The 17,131-nt window shown below is 65.3% G+C and carries 10 protein-coding genes and 3 rRNA genes; 6 read left to right on the top strand and 7 right to left on the bottom strand.

The window, feature by feature from the left end; translation table 11 throughout:
* Positions 1-13: 13 nt before the first annotated feature.
* Positions 14-844, top strand: a complete 831-nt coding sequence (locus QA861_RS20790) for a class I SAM-dependent methyltransferase (RefSeq protein ID WP_334589828.1) — start codon at positions 14-16, stop codon at positions 842-844.
* 36 nt (positions 845-880) lie between these two features.
* On the opposite strand, the gene QA861_RS20785 is transcribed toward QA861_RS20790, so the two are convergent.
* The gene (locus tag QA861_RS20785) at positions 881-2,155 is read right to left on the bottom strand and encodes an MFS transporter (protein ID WP_334590636.1); all 1,275 of its coding nucleotides are present in this window, start codon (positions 2,153-2,155) and stop codon (positions 881-883) included.
* A gap of 147 nt (positions 2,156-2,302) precedes the next feature.
* Between QA861_RS20785 and QA861_RS20780 the strand changes: the two genes are divergently transcribed.
* From QA861_RS20780 to QA861_RS20760, 5 genes are all read left to right on the top strand, one after another.
* Positions 2,303-2,851 carry a MarR family winged helix-turn-helix transcriptional regulator gene (locus QA861_RS20780; RefSeq protein ID WP_327696457.1) on the top strand — a complete coding sequence of 183 codons (549 nt, stop codon included), beginning with the start codon at positions 2,303-2,305 and terminating at the stop codon, positions 2,849-2,851.
* A gap of 713 nt (positions 2,852-3,564) precedes the next feature.
* Positions 3,565-5,091 (top strand): 16S ribosomal RNA (locus tag QA861_RS20775).
* 314 nt (positions 5,092-5,405) lie between these two features.
* A 23S ribosomal RNA gene (locus tag QA861_RS20770) occupies positions 5,406-8,529 on the top strand.
* Between the two features lie 90 nt (positions 8,530-8,619).
* Positions 8,620-8,736, top strand: a 5S ribosomal RNA gene (gene rrf / locus QA861_RS20765).
* The 16S, 23S and 5S rRNA genes sit together here, the layout of an rRNA operon.
* A gap of 72 nt (positions 8,737-8,808) precedes the next feature.
* The gene (locus QA861_RS20760) at positions 8,809-9,369 is read left to right on the top strand and encodes a GNAT family N-acetyltransferase (protein WP_334589827.1); all 561 of its coding nucleotides are present in this window, start codon (positions 8,809-8,811) and stop codon (positions 9,367-9,369) included.
* Between the two features lie 6 nt (positions 9,370-9,375).
* On the opposite strand, the gene QA861_RS20755 is transcribed toward QA861_RS20760, so the two are convergent.
* From QA861_RS20755 to QA861_RS20730, 6 genes are all read right to left on the bottom strand, one after another.
* Positions 9,376-10,926 (bottom strand): TraM recognition domain-containing protein, encoded by a 1,551-nt coding sequence (locus QA861_RS20755; RefSeq protein WP_334589826.1) that lies wholly within the window; start codon positions 10,924-10,926, stop codon positions 9,376-9,378.
* Between the two features lie 4 nt (positions 10,927-10,930).
* Positions 10,931-12,364 carry an ATP-binding protein gene (locus tag QA861_RS20750; RefSeq protein WP_334589825.1) on the bottom strand — a complete coding sequence of 478 codons (1,434 nt, stop codon included), beginning with the start codon at positions 12,362-12,364 and terminating at the stop codon, positions 10,931-10,933.
* A gap of 13 nt (positions 12,365-12,377) precedes the next feature.
* On the bottom strand, positions 12,378-13,943 hold the full coding sequence (locus QA861_RS20745) for an SCO6880 family protein (protein WP_334589824.1): 1,566 nt from the start codon (positions 13,941-13,943) through the stop codon (positions 12,378-12,380).
* Positions 13,940-15,283, bottom strand: coding sequence for a hypothetical protein (locus QA861_RS20740; protein ID WP_334589823.1), 1,344 nt, complete (start codon positions 15,281-15,283; stop codon positions 13,940-13,942). The genes QA861_RS20745 and QA861_RS20740 overlap by 4 nt, the downstream gene beginning before the upstream one ends.
* Entirely contained in the window at positions 15,273-16,160 is an 888-nt protein-coding gene (locus tag QA861_RS20735; protein WP_334589822.1) for a hypothetical protein, read from the bottom strand. Before QA861_RS20735 ends, QA861_RS20740 begins: the two co-directional genes overlap by 11 nt.
* A gap of 236 nt (positions 16,161-16,396) precedes the next feature.
* The gene (locus QA861_RS20730; RefSeq protein WP_334589821.1) at positions 16,397-16,705 is read right to left on the bottom strand and encodes a DUF8827 family protein; all 309 of its coding nucleotides are present in this window, start codon (positions 16,703-16,705) and stop codon (positions 16,397-16,399) included.
* Between the last annotated feature and the right edge of the window lie 426 nt (positions 16,706-17,131).

Here is a 17,131-nt window from a genome sequence, read left to right as displayed (position 1 = left end):
TAGTAGCTCCTCCATGGCAGATCCCAAAGGTTTCCCCCTCAAAGACAACGCCACTCACACCGCCGCGGAACACTACGAGCGCTACAGCGCCCTCCTGATGGCGCCCTTCGTCACCGCGGCCCTGGACGCCGCCGACCTCTTCCCGGGCGCCCACGTCCTCGACCTGGCCTGCGGCACCGGCTTCGTCGCCCGCGCGGCCGCCGCCCAGGTCGGCCCCACGGGCCACGTAGTCGCCGTCGACCTCCTGGAGGGCATGCTCAGGATCGCCGCCCGCAACGCCCCCCGGATGTACCCGGACATCGAGTTCACCCAGGCCTCGGCGGACAAGCTCCCCTACCCTGACGACTCGTTCGACGCGATCGTCTGCCAGCAGGGCGTCCAGTACTTCCCCGACCTGGCAGCCGCACTCACCGAAGCGGCCCGCGTCACCCGCCCGGGCGGTCGCTTCACGGCCACGGCCTGGACCCCGCCCGCGGACCGCTCCCCGTACTTCGCCGCCCAGCTGAAGGCGGTCACCGACCACGGCACCCCGGAGGCGGAGGCACGTTTCGCCGCTTCCCTCTCCTGCACCGCCGACCGCCTCACCGACGCCCTGACCACCGCCGGCTTCCACGACATCACGACCCGCGAGGTCACCTTCGCCATCGCCTTCCCCGACCTCGCGGACTTCGCCTCCGGCCACCTCGCGGCCGACCCCTGGGGCCGGTCGATCGAGGAGGCGGGCGGCCCGGCCCGCTTCACCGAGGCGGCGGAAACGACCCGCGAGGCCCTAGCCCCCCACACGTCCCCCGACGGCTCGGCAACCCTCCCCTTCACCACCACCCTGGCCACAGCAACCCGCTGACAGGAGGAACCCGGAAGCCCCGACCCGTGCCTACTACTACGTAGTAGGCACCACGGACTCCACCGGAGCCCCGCCCTGCGCGACCACCCGACTGCGCCGCGCCAGAGACGGCTGATTCTGTACGGGGGTCAGCTGCCGTCCCAGCCGTACGGCGAGGACGCTGATCCCCAGCGAGAACAGCAGGAACATCACGATGTACGGCGCGTGCAGCGAGGCCCCGAGCGGCCCGCCCACCGCCGGACCGACGGCCAGCGCGAGCTGCTTCACCAGGGCGAACGCCGAGTTGTACTGCCCCGCGAGCCCGGCCGGCGCCAGATCGGCCACCAGCGGCGCGACGGTCGGCGACAGCATCGCCTCTCCCAGCCCGAACAGCGCGTACGTCGACACGAACGCGGCGGTCGCCATGGCCTGGCTGCCGTGCCCGAGCCCCGCATACCCGGCCACGCCCCACGCGACGGCCCACAGGATCCCCACGGCCGCGATCACCCGCGACCGCTTCTGCCGCTCGACGAACCTGAGCACCGCGAACTGCGCCACCACGATCACCGCGGTGTTCGCCGCCAGCGCCGAACCGAGCGCGGACGTCGAGATCCCGGCCGCCTCGACCCCGTACGCGGCCAGCCCAGACTCGAACTGCCCGTAACAGGCGAAGAACAGGACGAAGCCCAGCACACACAGCTGCACCATCGCCCGGTTCTCCAGCAACTGCTTCCAGCTGCCCTTGGCCTGAGCGGGCGCACCGTCGATCCTCGGCGAACGAGGCATCCGTACGGTCGCCATGATCACGGCGAGCAGCAGGAACATCGCCGCCTCGATGCCGAACAACAGGGTGAACGAGCCGACCCGGGTCGTGTCCACGAGATGCCCGCCGATGAGCCCGCCGACGCCCAGCCCGAGGTTCTGCAGAAAGAACTGGGTGGCGAAGGCCCGCGACCGCGTCTCCGCCGACGAGAAGTCGACGATCATCGTCGCGAGCGCCGGCTGCATCACGGCCTGCCCGGCCCCCAGCGCGACAGCGGCCAGGAGTACGGCGGTGGCGTTGGCGGCGAGCCCGAGGCCCATCGCGCCGACAGCGGCGGTGACCAGGGCGACGAGCAGCACCGGCAGCGGGCCGCGCCGGACGATGGCCCGCCCGGCGAACGGAAGCACGACCAGCGCCGCCACAGCGAAGACGGCGAGTACGAGACCCGCCGTCATGGCTCCCAGTCCCCGCACCTGCGCCACATAGACGTACAGATACGGGACCGTGAAGCCGAGCCCGAACGCGCTGAGTGCGTTGCCCACATGGATCCGGCGCATCTCCGCGCCCATCGCCCTGGTCACTTTCACCTGCCTTGATCGTGAAGTCGTACGCCTACCGAAAGGGTTAGGTGTGAAGACTTCGAAGCTAAAGTTAAGAGTTGAACAGTACACCTCGAAGGACTTCGACGCCAAGCGCTCGCATGGGATACTGCGTCCATGGGTGACACCCCCGCCGTCGGCGAGCCGACGCTCGATGAACAGATCGCCGCCTACCAGCGCGAGTTCAGAGATCTGGACCCCCAGGTCGAGAAGATCGTCACCGCTCTGGGCCGGCTGAACCGTCGTATGAACGTGGCGTACGGCCGCCAGACCGCGACGCTCGGCATCAGCAACGCCGAGTGGGAGGTCCTCAAGGCGCTGGTGCTGTCCGGCGCCCCGTACCGCATGGGCCCGAGCGACCTGGCGAAGCGGCTGGGCCTGACGCCGGCCGCGATGACCCACCGGATCGACCGGATGGTGACCGAGGGGCTGGTCACCAGGGAGCGCGACGAGTCCAACCGGGTTCGCGTGATCGTGGAGCTGACGGACGAGGGCCGCGAGAAGTGGCTGGAGGCGATGCGCCTGGCGACGGTCTTCGAGGAGGACCTCCTCCAGGACCTCTCCCAGGACGAACGTGGCAGGCTCGGCGACGTCCTCACCCGTCTCCTGCGCCGCGTGGAGCACGCCCAGCCGGACGCCGGCGGGCGACTCAGCGACCTCGACTAAAGATCTTGACAGCGGCGGGAGGCGGTGCTTGACAGCCCCCAACCCGATCCGTAAAGTTCTCCGGGTTGCCACGGGGCCGTAACGGTTCTGCGGCAGCACCTCCGCCGCAGCAGCGGCAAACCAAACCATCAGCAGGATCTCCCAGCCGGGTTGATTTCGGTGTGCCCGAATTCAATTCGAATGGAACTCGATGGAGCTCAGCGGCCCGATTGGGAATCGCTGAGAGGATCCGCTAGGGTTTGAGACGTCGGAACGGCCCAACAGCCGGGAGGACAAGCCCCCTGACTGGGAATCAGGACCGAAAGGATCTGATAGAGTCGGACTCGCCGGAAAGGGAAACGCGAAAGCGGAAACCTGGAAAGCACCGAGGAAATCGGATACGGAAACGGTCTGATAGAGTCGGAAACGCAGGACAGCAAGACAAGCTAGACAGTAAAACAGTAGTACCGAAGGGAAACTGCCCGGAGGAAAGCCTGAGAGAGTCTCTTGGGTGAGTACGAAGGAAGCGTCCGTTCCTTGAGAACTCAACAGCGTGCCAAAAATCAACGCCAGATTTGTTGATACCCCGGCTCACAGAGTTATCTGTGGGTTGAGGTTCCTTTGAAGTAACACAAACACAGCGAGGACGCTGTGAACGGTCGGGCTTATTCCGCTTGACTGTTCCGCTCTCGTGTGTGTGCGCCGGCTGTATTAATTTACTGGCCGAGTAAACATTCACGGAGAGTTTGATCCTGGCTCAGGACGAACGCTGGCGGCGTGCTTAACACATGCAAGTCGAACGATGAAGCCTTTCGGGGTGGATTAGTGGCGAACGGGTGAGTAACACGTGGGCAATCTGCCCTGCACTCTGGGACAAGCCCTGGAAACGGGGTCTAATACCGGATAATACCTTTCCTCGCATGGGGGTGGGTTAAAAGCTCCGGCGGTGCAGGATGAGCCCGCGGCCTATCAGCTTGTTGGTGAGGTAGTGGCTCACCAAGGCGACGACGGGTAGCCGGCCTGAGAGGGCGACCGGCCACACTGGGACTGAGACACGGCCCAGACTCCTACGGGAGGCAGCAGTGGGGAATATTGCACAATGGGCGAAAGCCTGATGCAGCGACGCCGCGTGAGGGATGACGGCCTTCGGGTTGTAAACCTCTTTCAGCAGGGAAGAAGCGAAAGTGACGGTACCTGCAGAAGAAGCGCCGGCTAACTACGTGCCAGCAGCCGCGGTAATACGTAGGGCGCAAGCGTTGTCCGGAATTATTGGGCGTAAAGAGCTCGTAGGCGGTCTGTCGCGTCGGATGTGAAAGCCCGGGGCTTAACCCCGGGTCTGCATTCGATACGGGCAGACTAGAGTGTGGTAGGGGAGATCGGAATTCCTGGTGTAGCGGTGAAATGCGCAGATATCAGGAGGAACACCGGTGGCGAAGGCGGATCTCTGGGCCATTACTGACGCTGAGGAGCGAAAGCGTGGGGAGCGAACAGGATTAGATACCCTGGTAGTCCACGCCGTAAACGGTGGGAACTAGGTGTTGGCGACATTCCACGTCGTCGGTGCCGCAGCTAACGCATTAAGTTCCCCGCCTGGGGAGTACGGCCGCAAGGCTAAAACTCAAAGGAATTGACGGGGGCCCGCACAAGCAGCGGAGCATGTGGCTTAATTCGACGCAACGCGAAGAACCTTACCAAGGCTTGACATACACCGGAAACATCCAGAGATGGGTGCCCCCTTGTGGTCGGTGTACAGGTGGTGCATGGCTGTCGTCAGCTCGTGTCGTGAGATGTTGGGTTAAGTCCCGCAACGAGCGCAACCCTTGTTCTGTGTTGCCAGCATGCCCTTCGGGGTGATGGGGACTCACAGGAGACTGCCGGGGTCAACTCGGAGGAAGGTGGGGACGACGTCAAGTCATCATGCCCCTTATGTCTTGGGCTGCACACGTGCTACAATGGCCGGTACAATGAGCTGCGATGCCGTGAGGCGGAGCGAATCTCAAAAAGCCGGTCTCAGTTCGGATTGGGGTCTGCAACTCGACCCCATGAAGTCGGAGTTGCTAGTAATCGCAGATCAGCATTGCTGCGGTGAATACGTTCCCGGGCCTTGTACACACCGCCCGTCACGTCACGAAAGTCGGTAACACCCGAAGCCGGTGGCCCAACCCCTTACGGGGAGGGAGCTGTCGAAGGTGGGACTGGCGATTGGGACGAAGTCGTAACAAGGTAGCCGTACCGGAAGGTGCGGCTGGATCACCTCCTTTCTAAGGAGCATCTAGGCCGCCAGGCATTGCTTGGTGGTCCAGGGCCATTACGTCGGCATACGTCCGGCGGTGGTTGCTCATGGGTGGAACGTTGATTATTCGGCACCTCAGTCATCTCGGGCTGTGAGTACTGTCCTTCGGGGCGTGGAAAGCTGATCTGAGTGGTAAGGGGTGTCGGGCACGCTGTTGGGTGTCTGAGGGTATGGCCGTGAGGTTGTGTCTTCAGTGCCGGCCCCAGTGAACTCGCCTGTCAGGGTGGGGTGGTGGGTGGTTGGTCGTTGTTTGAGAACTGCACAGTGGACGCGAGCATCTGTGGCCAAGTTTTTAAGGGCGCACGGTGGATGCCTTGGCACCAGGAACCGATGAAGGACGTGGGAGGCCACGATAGTCCCCGGGGAGTCGTCAACCAGGCTTTGATCCGGGGGTTTCCGAATGGGGAAACCCGGCAGTCGTCATGGGCTGTCACCCACATCTGAACACATAGGGTGTGTGGAGGGAACGCGGGGAAGTGAAACATCTCAGTACCCGCAGGAAGAGAAAACAACCGTGATTCCGGGAGTAGTGGCGAGCGAAACCGGATGAGGCCAAACCGTATACGTGTGAGACCCGGCAGGGGTTGCGTATGCGGGGTTGTGGGATCTCTCTTTCACAGTCTGCCGGCTGTGAGGCGAGTCAGAAACCGTTGATGTAGGCGAAGGACATGCGAAAGGTCCGGCGTAGAGGGTAAGACCCCCGTAGTCGAAACATCAACGGCTCGTTTGAGAGACACCCAAGTAGCACGGGGCCCGAGAAATCCCGTGTGAATCTGGCGGGACCACCCGTTAAGCCTAAATATTCCCTGGTGACCGATAGCGGATAGTACCGTGAGGGAATGGTGAAAAGTACCGCGGGAGCGGAGTGAAATAGTACCTGAAACCGTGTGCCTACAAGCCGTGGGAGCGTCGCTCACAGAGTTTACTCTGTGGGTCGTGACTGCGTGCCTTTTGAAGAATGAGCCTGCGAGTTTGCGGTGTGTTGCGAGGTTAACCCGTGTGGGGAAGCCGTAGCGAAAGCGAGTCCGAATAGGGCGATTTAGTAGCGCGCTCAAGACCCGAAGCGGAGTGATCTAGCCATGGGCAGGTTGAAGCGGAGGTAAGACTTCGTGGAGGACCGAACCCACCAGGGTTGAAAACCTGGGGGATGACCTGTGGTTAGGGGTGAAAGGCCAATCAAACTCCGTGATAGCTGGTTCTCCCCGAAATGCATTTAGGTGCAGCGTCGTGTGTTTCTTGCCGGAGGTAGAGCACTGGATAGGCGATGGGCCCTACCGGGTTACTGACCTTAGCCAAACTCCGAATGCCGGTAAGTGAGAGCACGGCAGTGAGACTGTGGGGGATAAGCTCCATGGTCGAGAGGGAAACAGCCCAGAGCATCGACTAAGGCCCCTAAGCGTACGCTAAGTGGGAAAGGATGTGGAGTCGCACAGACAACCAGGAGGTTGGCTTAGAAGCAGCCACCCTTGAAAGAGTGCGTAATAGCTCACTGGTCTAGTGATTCCGCGCCGACAATGTAGCGGGGCTCAAGCGTACCGCCGAAGTCGTGTCATTCCAGCACATACCCCCAACGGGGGCTGGGATGGGTAGGGGAGCGTCGTGTGCCGGGTGAAGCTGCAGCGGAAGCTAGTGGTGGACGGTTCACGAGTGAGAATGCAGGCATGAGTAGCGATACACACGTGGGAAACGTGTGCGCCGATTGACTAAGGGTTCCTGGGTCAAGCTGATCTGCCCAGGGTAAGTCGGGACCTAAGGCGAGGCCGACAGGCGTAGTCGATGGATAACCGGTTGATATTCCGGTACCCGCTGTGAAGCGTCAAACATTGAACCAGGCGATGCTAAGTCCGTGAAGCCGCCCCGGAGCCTTCGGGCAAGGGGGAGTGGTGGAGCCGACGGACCAGACCTGCAGTAGGTGAGTGATGGGGTGACGCAGGAAGGTAGTCCATCCCGGGCGGTGGTTGTCCCGGGGTAAGGGTGTAGGCCGTGCGATAGGCAAATCCGTCGCACATTGAGGCTGAGACCTGATGCCGAGCCGATTGTGGTGAAGTGGATGATCCTATGCTGTCGAGAAAAGCCTCTAGCGAGTTTCATGGCGGCCCGTACCCTAAACCGACTCAGGTGGTCAGGTAGAGAATACCGAGGCGTTCGGGTGAACTATGGTTAAGGAACTCGGCAAAATGCCCCCGTAACTTCGGGAGAAGGGGGGCCATCACTGGTGAGGAGATTTACTCTCCGAGCTGGGGGTGGCCGCAGAGACCAGCGAGAAGCGACTGTTTACTAAAAACACAGGTCCGTGCGAAGCCGTAAGGCGATGTATACGGACTGACGCCTGCCCGGTGCTGGAACGTTAAGGGGACCGGTTAGTCCAACTTCGGTTGGGCGAAGCTGAGAACTTAAGCGCCAGTAAACGGCGGTGGTAACTATAACCATCCTAAGGTAGCGAAATTCCTTGTCGGGTAAGTTCCGACCTGCACGAATGGCGTAACGACTTCTCGACTGTCTCAACCATAGGCCCGGTGAAATTGCACTACGAGTAAAGATGCTCGTTTCGCGCAGCAGGACGGAAAGACCCCGGGACCTTTACTATAGTTTGATATTGGTGTTCGGTTCGGCTTGTGTAGGATAGCTGGGAGACTTTGAAGCGGGCACGCCAGTGTTTGTGGAGTCGTCGTTGAAATACCAGTCTGGTCGTGCTGGATGTCTAACCTGGGTCCGTGATCCGGATCAGGGACAGTGTCTGATGGGTAGTTTAACTGGGGCGGTTGCCTCCTAAAGAGTAACGGAGGCGCCCAAAGGTTCCCTCAGCCTGGTTGGCAATCAGGTGTTGAGTGTAAGTGCACAAGGGAGCTTGACTGTGAGACCGACGGGTCGAGCAGGGACGAAAGTCGGGACTAGTGATCCGGCGGTGGCTTGTGGAAGCGCCGTCGCTCAACGGATAAAAGGTACCCCGGGGATAACAGGCTGATCTTCCCCAAGAGTCCATATCGACGGGATGGTTTGGCACCTCGATGTCGGCTCGTCGCATCCTGGGGCTGGAGTCGGTCCCAAGGGTTGGGCTGTTCGCCCATTAAAGCGGTACGCGAGCTGGGTTTAGAACGTCGTGAGACAGTTCGGTCCCTATCCGCTGCGCGCGCAGGAACATTGAGAAGGGCTGTCCCTAGTACGAGAGGACCGGGACGGACGAACCTCTGGTGTGCCAGTTGTCCTGCCAAGGGCATGGCTGGTTGGCTACGTTCGGGAGGGATAACCGCTGAAAGCATCTAAGCGGGAAGCCTGCTTCAAGATGAGTGTTCCCACCCACTAGATGGGGTAAGGCTCCCAGTAGACGACTGGGTTGATAGGCCAGATCTGGAAGCCCGGTAACGGGTGGAGGTGACTGGTACTAATAGGCCGAGGGCTTGTCCTCAGTTGCTCGCGTCCACTGTGTTGGTTCTGAAACCACGAACAACCCCGCCCAAGGTCACGGGTGGTGCGGTTGATATGTGTTTCACCGTGTTTCGGTGGTCATAGCGTGAGGGAAACGCCCGGTTACATTCCGAACCCGGAAGCTAAGCCTCACAGCGCCGATGGTACTGCAGGGGGGACCCTGTGGGAGAGTAGGACACCGCCGAACAAATATTACGAAACCCCCGCACTTTCGAGTGCGGGGGTTTTCTGTTTTTCGGGGGGTATTACCGTAGTCCCTATGAGTAGCTTTGTGGTGAGGTCCGTTCGGGCGGATGAGTGGCGTGCCGCCAAGGGGCTTCGGCTGGCTGCCTTGCGGGATCCGGTCGCGCATCTGGCCTTCCTGGAGACGTACGAGCAGGCCGTGAGCCGGCCTGATTCCTTCTGGCAGGAGCGGGTGCAGGGTGGCGCCGAGGGGGCGACCGGCGCTCAGCAGATCATTGCCGAGGGGCCCGACGGTGAGTGGGTCGGGGGGCTCGTGGTGCTCGTCGAGGAGCCCGGGACCACCGATTGGGCCGGGTTCGCCGTCGAGCGGCGCCAGGGGCATATCGTCGGGGTGTTCATGATGCCCGAGCATCGGGGGTGCGGGCTGACCGATGTGCTTTTCGACGCCGCCCTGGAGTGGGCCTGGGAGAGTGCGGGCGTCGAGCGGATGCGGTTGATCGTGCATCAGGACAACGCGCGTGCGCAGCGGTTCTATCGGCGCGTGGGGTTCGTACCCAGTGGGGTCACCGTGCCCTTGGCCGCGGGTGCTGACGACTCCGAGCTGGAGTTCGTGCTGGAGCGGGAGCCGCACCCGTAGGAGGAGTTACACCCGTAGGTCGTGGTCGGGCCATCTTGCTCGGAGTTGTTCTTTCGACCGGAGCAGGGCCAGGGTGGGCATACCGCGGTCCGCTCCGGTGGCGAGCAGGTCCGGGAGCTGGGGGAGGGGAGCGACCGCCGCGACGTCGTCCAGGACGAGGGTCAGTGGTGGGTCGAGGCGACCGGAGGATGACCGTTCGGCCATGCGCCGGCCGCGCTCGACCACGCTTGCGGCCAGTGCGGTCAGGAGGGGCATCGCGCCCGGGTTTGTCCTGGGGTCCTCGATCGGTTCACCGACCACATAAAGCGTGCCCCCTTCGGCGATGAAGGAATCCAGGACGACGGCATCACTTCGGTTCGCCGTGCACGCCTCGCGGATGTTCACCGTCGACAGCGCGGCGAGGGCTCGGCTGGTCAACTCCTGCGCCATGTCCCGGCGTTCGGGGTGCGCGGTGAGGGCTGCTTCGAGTTCGCCGGCGGCACCGGGGGCCGCCTTGGGGTTGGTACGGAGGATGCGTACGGCTTCCTGGACGTTGGTGCCCTGGGCCCAACGGTGTACGTGGCGGATCGTGCGGGTGTCTATGGCGGCGGCGTGCAGATAGCTGCGGAGGAGTGTTTCCGCGGTTTCTGCCGTTGTCCGGTCGATCTTCGCGGTGGGGCGGACCGGGGCGAGGAGGGCGGTTGCTCTTGCGGCCGCGGTGGGTTTGTCCTCGCAGCCGGTGGTGGGGGGCCAGTGGAGGCGGGCCGGGGTGTCGCAGAGGTGGGTGGGGTCGTAGAGGAGAGTGGGGCCGAGTTTGGCTCGGGCGTCCTTTGTCTCCTGCCAGAGGGTGGGGTTGGAGGTGAGGATGAGGGCGGGGCCCTCTGCGTTCTGGATGGCTTGGGTTGCGGGGTGTGTGCGGGTGGGTGGGGTGCCGAAGAAGATTGTTTCCCACCCGCCCGCCCGTTCGCCGTCCGCTGCCATGGGTGCCGTCGAAAGCACCTTCGGGGGTGTCGGCGGAACCAGGTCCTGCCGGGGTTCCGGCGTAAGTACCTGCGGGGCTGCCGGTGCAGCAATCCCCTGGGGTTCCGGTGCGGGGGTCCCCGGGGCTGCCGGTGCGTGGTGCTGTTCCTTCGTCCCGACCGGTGGCTCCGTGCGTTGTACCGGGACCTCGTGAGGAGCAGGAACAGGAGCAGGAGCGGTCTTTCTTGCCCTTCGTACTGCCTTCCAACGGGCCAGTGTGCCCACGACGAAGATCGTCAGGACGAACAGGATCATCAGTTGGCCGATGAACAGGCCCCAGAACAGGCCCCACCCGGGCAGCTGACCCGCCGGTGTCGCCGGCCAGGCGCCCGGTACGTCGCGGGGTTCGGTGAGCAGGTGGCGGAGGGCCTCCGGGGTGCGGGTGAACGTGATCCCTTGTGGCCAGGCGCCGTGGGAGAGCAGGGCCGCGAGGCCGGTTGCCGACCAGACCAGCAGCGTCAGGCCGAGGAGGAAGGCGATCAGGCCGATCAACAGGCCGTCGGAGACGCCTCGTTCGCCCTGCTGCCGTTCGGCCCGGTGCTGTTCGTCCGGTCTCATCGCGTCATGCCACCGTGGACTCGGGGGAGTCGTCGAGGTCGCTGAGATGCTGTTCGACGAAGGCCGCCGCGCGTTCCTCTGCCTCCAGTTCGGCGGCTCTCAGGGCGTCGTCGGTCAGTTGGAGGTCGCGGTCGCGGGACGACTCCGTCATCGCCCGGTCGGTGAAGACGAGGGCGCGTTCCGTCTCCGTGACGAGGTGTTTGACGACCTGGACGTTGCCGTTGACGTCCCAGACGGCGATGCCCGGTGTCAGGGTCGGGATGATTTCCACCGCCCAGCGGGGCAAACCGATGACTCTGCCGGTAGCCCGCGCCTCGTCGGCCTTCTGGGCGTAGATCGTTCGCGTCGACGCCATTTTGAGGATCGCTGCGGCTTCCTTTGCGGCGGCTCCGTCCACCACGTCGGACAGGTGGTGGACGACCGCTACGAACGACAGGCCCAGGCGGCGGCCGAACTTCAGCAGGCGCTGGAAGAGTTGGGCGACGAACGGGCTGCTGATGATGTGCCAGGCCTCCTCGACCAGGAAGATGCGCTTCTTCCGGTCGGGGCGGATCCAGGTGTGCTCCAGCCATACGCCGATGATCGCCATCAGGATCGGCATGGCGATGGAGTTGCGGTCGATGTGGGACAGGTCGAAGACGATGAGCGGGGCGTCCAGGTCGATGCCGACCGTCGTCGGGCCGTCGAACATGCCTCGCAGGTCGCCGTCGACCAGGCGGTCGATGACCAGGGCGACGTCCAGGCCCCAGGCCCGTACGTCGTCTATGGCGACGTTCATCGCCTCGGCCGACTCCGGCTCGGGATGGCGGAGTTGTTCGACGATGTCCGTGAGGACCGGCTGGCGGTCGACGATCGTCTCGTTGACGTAGGCGTGCGCGACCTTGAGGGCGAAGCCGGAGCGTTCGTCCAGGCCGTGGCCCATCGCCACCTCGATGATCGTGCGGAGCAGGGCGAGTTGGCCCGTGGTGGTGATGGCGGGGTCGAGGGGGTTCAGGCGGATGCCCATGTCCAGGGCGGCCATGGGGTCCAGGCGGATGGGGGTTATCCCCAACTCCTCCGCGATGAGGTTCCATTCGCCGACGCCGTCCTCGCCCTGCGCGTCAAGGACGACCACCTGGCGGTCCCGGAAGCGGAGTTGACGTAGGACATACGTCTTCTCCAGCGCCGACTTGCCGTTGCCGGACTCGCCGAGCACCAGCCAGTGCGGGGCGGGGAGTTGCTGGCCGTACAGCTGGAAGGGGTCGTAGATGTAGCCCTTCCCGGAGTACACCTCGCGGCCGATGATGACGCCGGAGTCGCCGAGGCCGGGGGCGGCCGTGGGGAGGTAGACGGCCTGGGCCTGGCCCGTGGAGGTGCGGACGGGCAGGCGGGTCGTCTCCACCTTGCCGAAGAGGAACGACGTGAAGGTGTCGGTGAGGGCGGACAGCGGGTCCCGCATCAGCGCATCAGTCCTACCTTCGGATTCCGGTGGCGAACGGGAGTGTGTTGACGAACGCTCGGTGGTGCTCTCGGTCGCACCACTCCAGCTTCAGGTACGACTTGCCGGCCGACGCCCTGATCGTGCGCTTGTCGCGAGCCAGGGCCTCGGGTGAGCGGGAGGAGACGGTGATGTAGCCGACCAGGTTCACGCCGGCCGCGCCGCTCGCGAGGTCCTCGCCGCGCTGGTCGAGACGGTTGTGGGAGGCGATGTCGCGGGGGTCGACCGTGCGGTTCATCTTGGCGGCCCGGCTCGCCTCCGCGTCGTCGTTCGTCTTTTCGGTGAGCATGCGTTCGATGGCTACCTCGGTGGGTTCGAGGTCCATCGTGACGGCCACCGTGCGGATGACGTCGGGCGTGTGGACGAGGAGCGGGGCGAGGAAGTTGACGCCCACCGGGGTCATCGGCCACTCCTTCACCCAGGCGGTGGAGTGGCACCAGGGGGCGCGCGTCGACGACTCGCGGGTCTTCGCCTGGAGGTACGTCGGCTCCATCGCGTCCAGTTCGGCCGGCCAGGCGTTCCGCTTCGTCATCGCCTGGAGGTGGTCGATCGGGTGGTCCGGGTCGTACATGGAGTGGATGAGGGAGGCCAGCCTGCCCTGGCCGAGGGGCTGGCGGACGCGGATGTCCGCCTCCTGGAGGCGGGAGCAGATGTCCGTCAGCTCGCGGGCCATGACCACGGCGAGGCCCGCGTCCCGGTCGACCTTCCTGCCGCCCTGGGGGCGGGCCGCGCGGGCCATCGTGTGGGCCTCGGCGGCCAGTTCACGGTTGAAGTGCATACAGGCGACGAGATAGGCGCGGTGCTGCTCGCTGCTCGTCGACACCATGGACTGGAGCTGGTCGTACGAGTGCTGCAGCCACGGCGGTGACTTCTCGTCGCCGCGTACGGACACGTCCTTGGCGTGGGCGTCCGGGTCGGCGGGGAGGGTGCGGGCGAGCATCTGGAGGCGGGTGACGAAGCCGTCGCCGTTCGCCACGTGCTTGAGGAGCGTGCCGAAGCGGTCGACGAGGGCCTCCTGGTCCTCGCTGTCGCGCAGGCCGACACCGGGGCCCTCGATCTCGATCGCCGCCGTCACCGTACGGCGGTCCGCGTGCAGGAGTACGGCGATCTCGTCCGGGCCGAACGGGGCCGCGAGCCAGTTGATGCGGCCGATGCCCGGGGGCGGGCCGATCTCGACCTCGCGGCCGTCGATCTGGGTGCCGGCCTCCATGACGGAGCTGCGGTAGGCGGTGCCCTGGCGGAGCGAGCGCTTGTAACTGCGGTTGATCTCGAACCACTTGTAGAACGTGCGGCGCTTGTACGGGACGTACACCACCGCCAGTGCCAGCATCGGGAAGCCGGTCAGCAGGACGATGCGCAGGGCCAGCACGGGCACGACCAGGCCGCAGACCATGCCGAGGAAGGCGCCCACGATGATGAGCGTGATCTCGCCGGACTCGCGGTTGCGGCCGACGATCGCGTTCGGCCGGGCTCGGCCGATGAGATACGTACGGCGGGGCGAGACGTGGGACACGTGGGACAGATGCGAATCCGTCGTCAACGCCCGTCACCTCCAGGGCGGTTGGATCGGTTGCTGTTGCCGCCGTGCGGGCTGCTGCGCGGCGGGGGTGCGGCGGAGGGGACAGATCCGCCGCCGCCCGAGGGCCGCGAGCTGTGCGCGGCCACGCCGCCGGACGCGGGGTTGGCGGGGCGCGGTGCGGAGGACGACTGGCCGCCGCCTCCACCGCCCCCGTTGTTGTCCGCCCGGCTGCTGTGGGTCTTGATGCCCTGGGCGACGAGGGTCGCCGGGGAGCTGATGACTGCGGCGGCCTTGCCTTCGGCGCCCTGCATGATGCGGTTGTTGCGGGAGTGCGCGACCTCGTCGCCGAAGCCGGGGACGAAGCGGTAGATCATCGCGCTGGCGAAGATGGCGAGCAGGATGATCGAGAGGCCGGAGACGACCGCCGAGAAGGCGTCCGGGCCGTCGTTCGTCGACAGTGCGCCGGCGAGGCCGAGGACGATGGCGATCACTGGTTTGACCATGATGACCGCGATCATGATGCCGGCCCAGCGGCGGACGTGCCCCCAGAGGTTCTTGTCGACCAGCCCCGCGTACACGACCGTGCCGAGCAGGGCGCCGACGTAGAGCAGGGCGGCCCGGATGACGAGCTCCAGCCAGAGGATGCCGGCGGCGAGGATCGACACCATGGACACCACGATCAGCATGATCGGGCCGCCGCCGATGTCCTGGCCCTTGTTCAGCGCTCCGGAGAAGGTGCCGAAGAACGTGTCGGTCTGGTCGCCGGTCGCGCTCGCGAGGACCTCGGTGACGCCGTCGGTCGCCGAGACGACGGTGTAGAGGATCAGGGGCGTGAAGGCGGAGGCCAGGACGGTCAGCCAGAGGAAGCCGATCGCCTCGGAGATGGCCGTGGTGAGGGGGACGCCTCGCATGGCCCGCTTGGCGACCGCGAGGAGCCACAGCACCAGGGTCAGGACGGTGGACGCGGCGAACACGACCGCGTACTGCTGGAGGAACTTGGTGTTGGTGAAGTCGACGGTCGCGGTCGCCTTCACGGCCTCGCTGAGCTTGTCGACGGTCCAGGAGGCGGCGTCGGCGCAGCCCTTGGCGAGGGAGGAGAGGGGGTCGAGGGTGGCGGTGGGGTTGGTGGACCCCGTCCCGCCGCCGTTCTGCGCGCCCTCGCAGACCTCCTTCGCCTGGTCGGGGAGGAGCGCGCAGTCCGGATTGCCGGCCGTCGCCGAGGCCGAGGGTGTGGGCGTGGGGGACGGGGTCGGTTCCGCGTACGCACTGGACGCCAGGAGGACGGCGGCCGTCTGTACGGCTGTCAGCGCGCCGGCGAGCTTGAGCACGAGGGTGGACCTGGCTGGCGTGCTACCGGGCATAGGTGAACCCTCCGTACTCGTCGATGGCCTTGCTGATCTCGTCCGAGGCGGCGGCTCTGTCGTCGCCGGGGACGGGGGTGGGCCCGTCCTTCTCCGAGTAGGAGACGATCTTCCAGTCGCCACCCGACCAACGCATGTCGTACGTCCAGGTGTTCCAGGACGAGGTCACCGGGTTCGTGGACTTGTCACCGGCGATGCCGCTCAGTCCGACGTACCAGACCTCGACCGTGGCGGTGGCGCCGCCGTAGGCCACGGTCTTGGTGCCGACCGGGGTCACGCGCGAGACGAACGTGCTGCCCTCTGGGGCGTTGCCGTTCGCGTCGAGGCCGAGTCTGGTGAGGAGGTTCGCGGAGTAGGCCTTGTCCAGGGGGGCCTTGAGTTTGGCGGCGGCCTCGGTGGTGAAGAGGGCGTCGACGATCGTGTTCCGGCTGTCCTTCCGGAACATGCCGGTCGAGCCGAGGGACACCGCGTAGTTCGCCGCCGCGGACTGGACGCCCTGGCGGTTGTGGGCGAACCCGGAGGGGATGTTCGCCGCCTTCTTGGTCACCGGCTGCTCGCCGGAGGCCGCGGTGGCGGCCGCGTCGGGTTGGCCGGCGCTGCCGCTGGTGCTGCCGGAGCCGCTGCCGGCCGTGGAGGCGGTGTCGGACTTGGCGGAATCGTCTCCGCCGCGGTTCGCGAAGGCGATCGCCGCGATGAGGAGGACGACCACGCCGACCGCTGTCACCGTGCCCCGTGACGACCTGGTGCGCCGTGCGCCGCCGTAGACGCCGCCGCTTCCCTGGTCGTGGTAGCGGGTCCGGGTCTGGCCGGTGCCGCCGTATCCGCCGTCGTCCGGGCGCGTGGGGTCGCCGTTGCTCTGGCTGTCACCAAGGCTCATTGCGCGCCCGCCCCCTCGAACTCGTGCCGGACTCGTGTCGAATCCACGCGTACGGGTACGCGTGACAGTACGACGGTAGCCGTGCTGGTCCCCGCGCGGGCGCGGTGTGGTGACTCGGCATCAGGGAGACGCAACCTCAGTCGGTGGGCACGACGGGTGGGTGGATGGTGGAGGGAAGAACCGAGCGCGCCCGGCGGTCCGACTGACGAGATGCGCCACGCGCGGGGAGGCGCCGGCTACACGGCCATCCCGTACACGATGGTGAAGAGAGTGCCGAGCGAGCCGATGATGAACACGCCCGTCAGGCCCGCGACGATGAGGCCCTTGCCCTGTTCCGCGCTGAAGGTGTCACGCAGGGCCGTGGCGCCGATACGCTGCTTGGCCGCACCCCAGATCGCGATGCCCAGGCACATCAGGATGGCCACGGCCATCACGACCTGGACCATCGTCTTCGCCTCGGTGCCCAGGCTGCCGAAGGGGCCCCAGTCTGGAGCGATCCCGCCGATGATGGTGTTGATGTCGCCCTTTTCGGCCGCAAGCCGCATGTAAGTCACCGCCCCTGTCGGGTAGTTCCGCGTGCCCCTGCCGCAGTGCAGAGGTCAGGTCCATTCTCGCCGACGATGACGCTGTCGGATGTCGACTTGCGGTCAATCATTGGCGGGTTTCGTACGAATACCTTGCCGTCGACCCGCGCGGCCCCCTATGGGGGGAGCGCGGGACGTGTGCGAGGGGTTGAACGGATCGTATGGTCACTCTGTGTATCACGACAGGTTACGCCGGGCAATGAGGTGTGGGCGGAACCTCAGGTGTGGTTCCGTCGTTGGCCACCTAAGCGGTCACGAAGCGTTTCTGACGGCCCGTCCGACGTTTCCGGGCGCGGCCGTCAGGTGCAGGTTATCCCGGTTCCGGACATGGCGACGGGCCGCGGCTGGTAGCCGCGGCCCGTTCCCCAGTGCCCGCCGGTGGTCCCC

The sequence above is a fragment of the Streptomyces sp. B21-083 genome, assembly GCF_036898825.1.
Classification (GTDB): Bacteria; Actinomycetota; Actinomycetes; order Streptomycetales; family Streptomycetaceae; genus Streptomyces.
The sequence above is the reverse complement of the archived record's forward strand: the minus strand, read 5'-3'. Positions and strand labels throughout refer to the sequence as shown.

What these genes read in the sequence shown, in the direction of transcription:
- QA861_RS20790 (WP_334589828.1), top strand. Translation starts at nt 14, where the DNA reads ATGGCAGATCCCAAAGGTTTCCCCCTCAAAGACAACGCCACTCACACC.
- QA861_RS20750 (WP_334589825.1), bottom strand. Translation starts at nt 12,364, where the DNA reads ATGCGGGACCCGCTGTCCGCCCTCACCGACACCTTCACGTCGTTCCTC.
- QA861_RS20740 (WP_334589823.1), bottom strand. Translation starts at nt 15,283, where the DNA reads ATGCCCGGTAGCACGCCAGCCAGGTCCACCCTCGTGCTCAAGCTCGCC.
- QA861_RS20760 (WP_334589827.1), top strand. Translation starts at nt 8,809, where the DNA reads ATGAGTAGCTTTGTGGTGAGGTCCGTTCGGGCGGATGAGTGGCGTGCC.
- QA861_RS20780 (WP_327696457.1), top strand. Translation starts at nt 2,303, where the DNA reads ATGGGTGACACCCCCGCCGTCGGCGAGCCGACGCTCGATGAACAGATC.
- QA861_RS20755 (WP_334589826.1), bottom strand. Translation starts at nt 10,926, where the DNA reads ATGAGACCGGACGAACAGCACCGGGCCGAACGGCAGCAGGGCGAACGA.
- QA861_RS20785 (WP_334590636.1), bottom strand. Translation starts at nt 2,155, where the DNA reads ATGGGCGCGGAGATGCGCCGGATCCATGTGGGCAACGCACTCAGCGCG.
- QA861_RS20730 (WP_334589821.1), bottom strand. Translation starts at nt 16,705, where the DNA reads ATGCGGCTTGCGGCCGAAAAGGGCGACATCAACACCATCATCGGCGGG.
- QA861_RS20735 (WP_334589822.1), bottom strand. Translation starts at nt 16,160, where the DNA reads ATGAGCCTTGGTGACAGCCAGAGCAACGGCGACCCCACGCGCCCGGAC.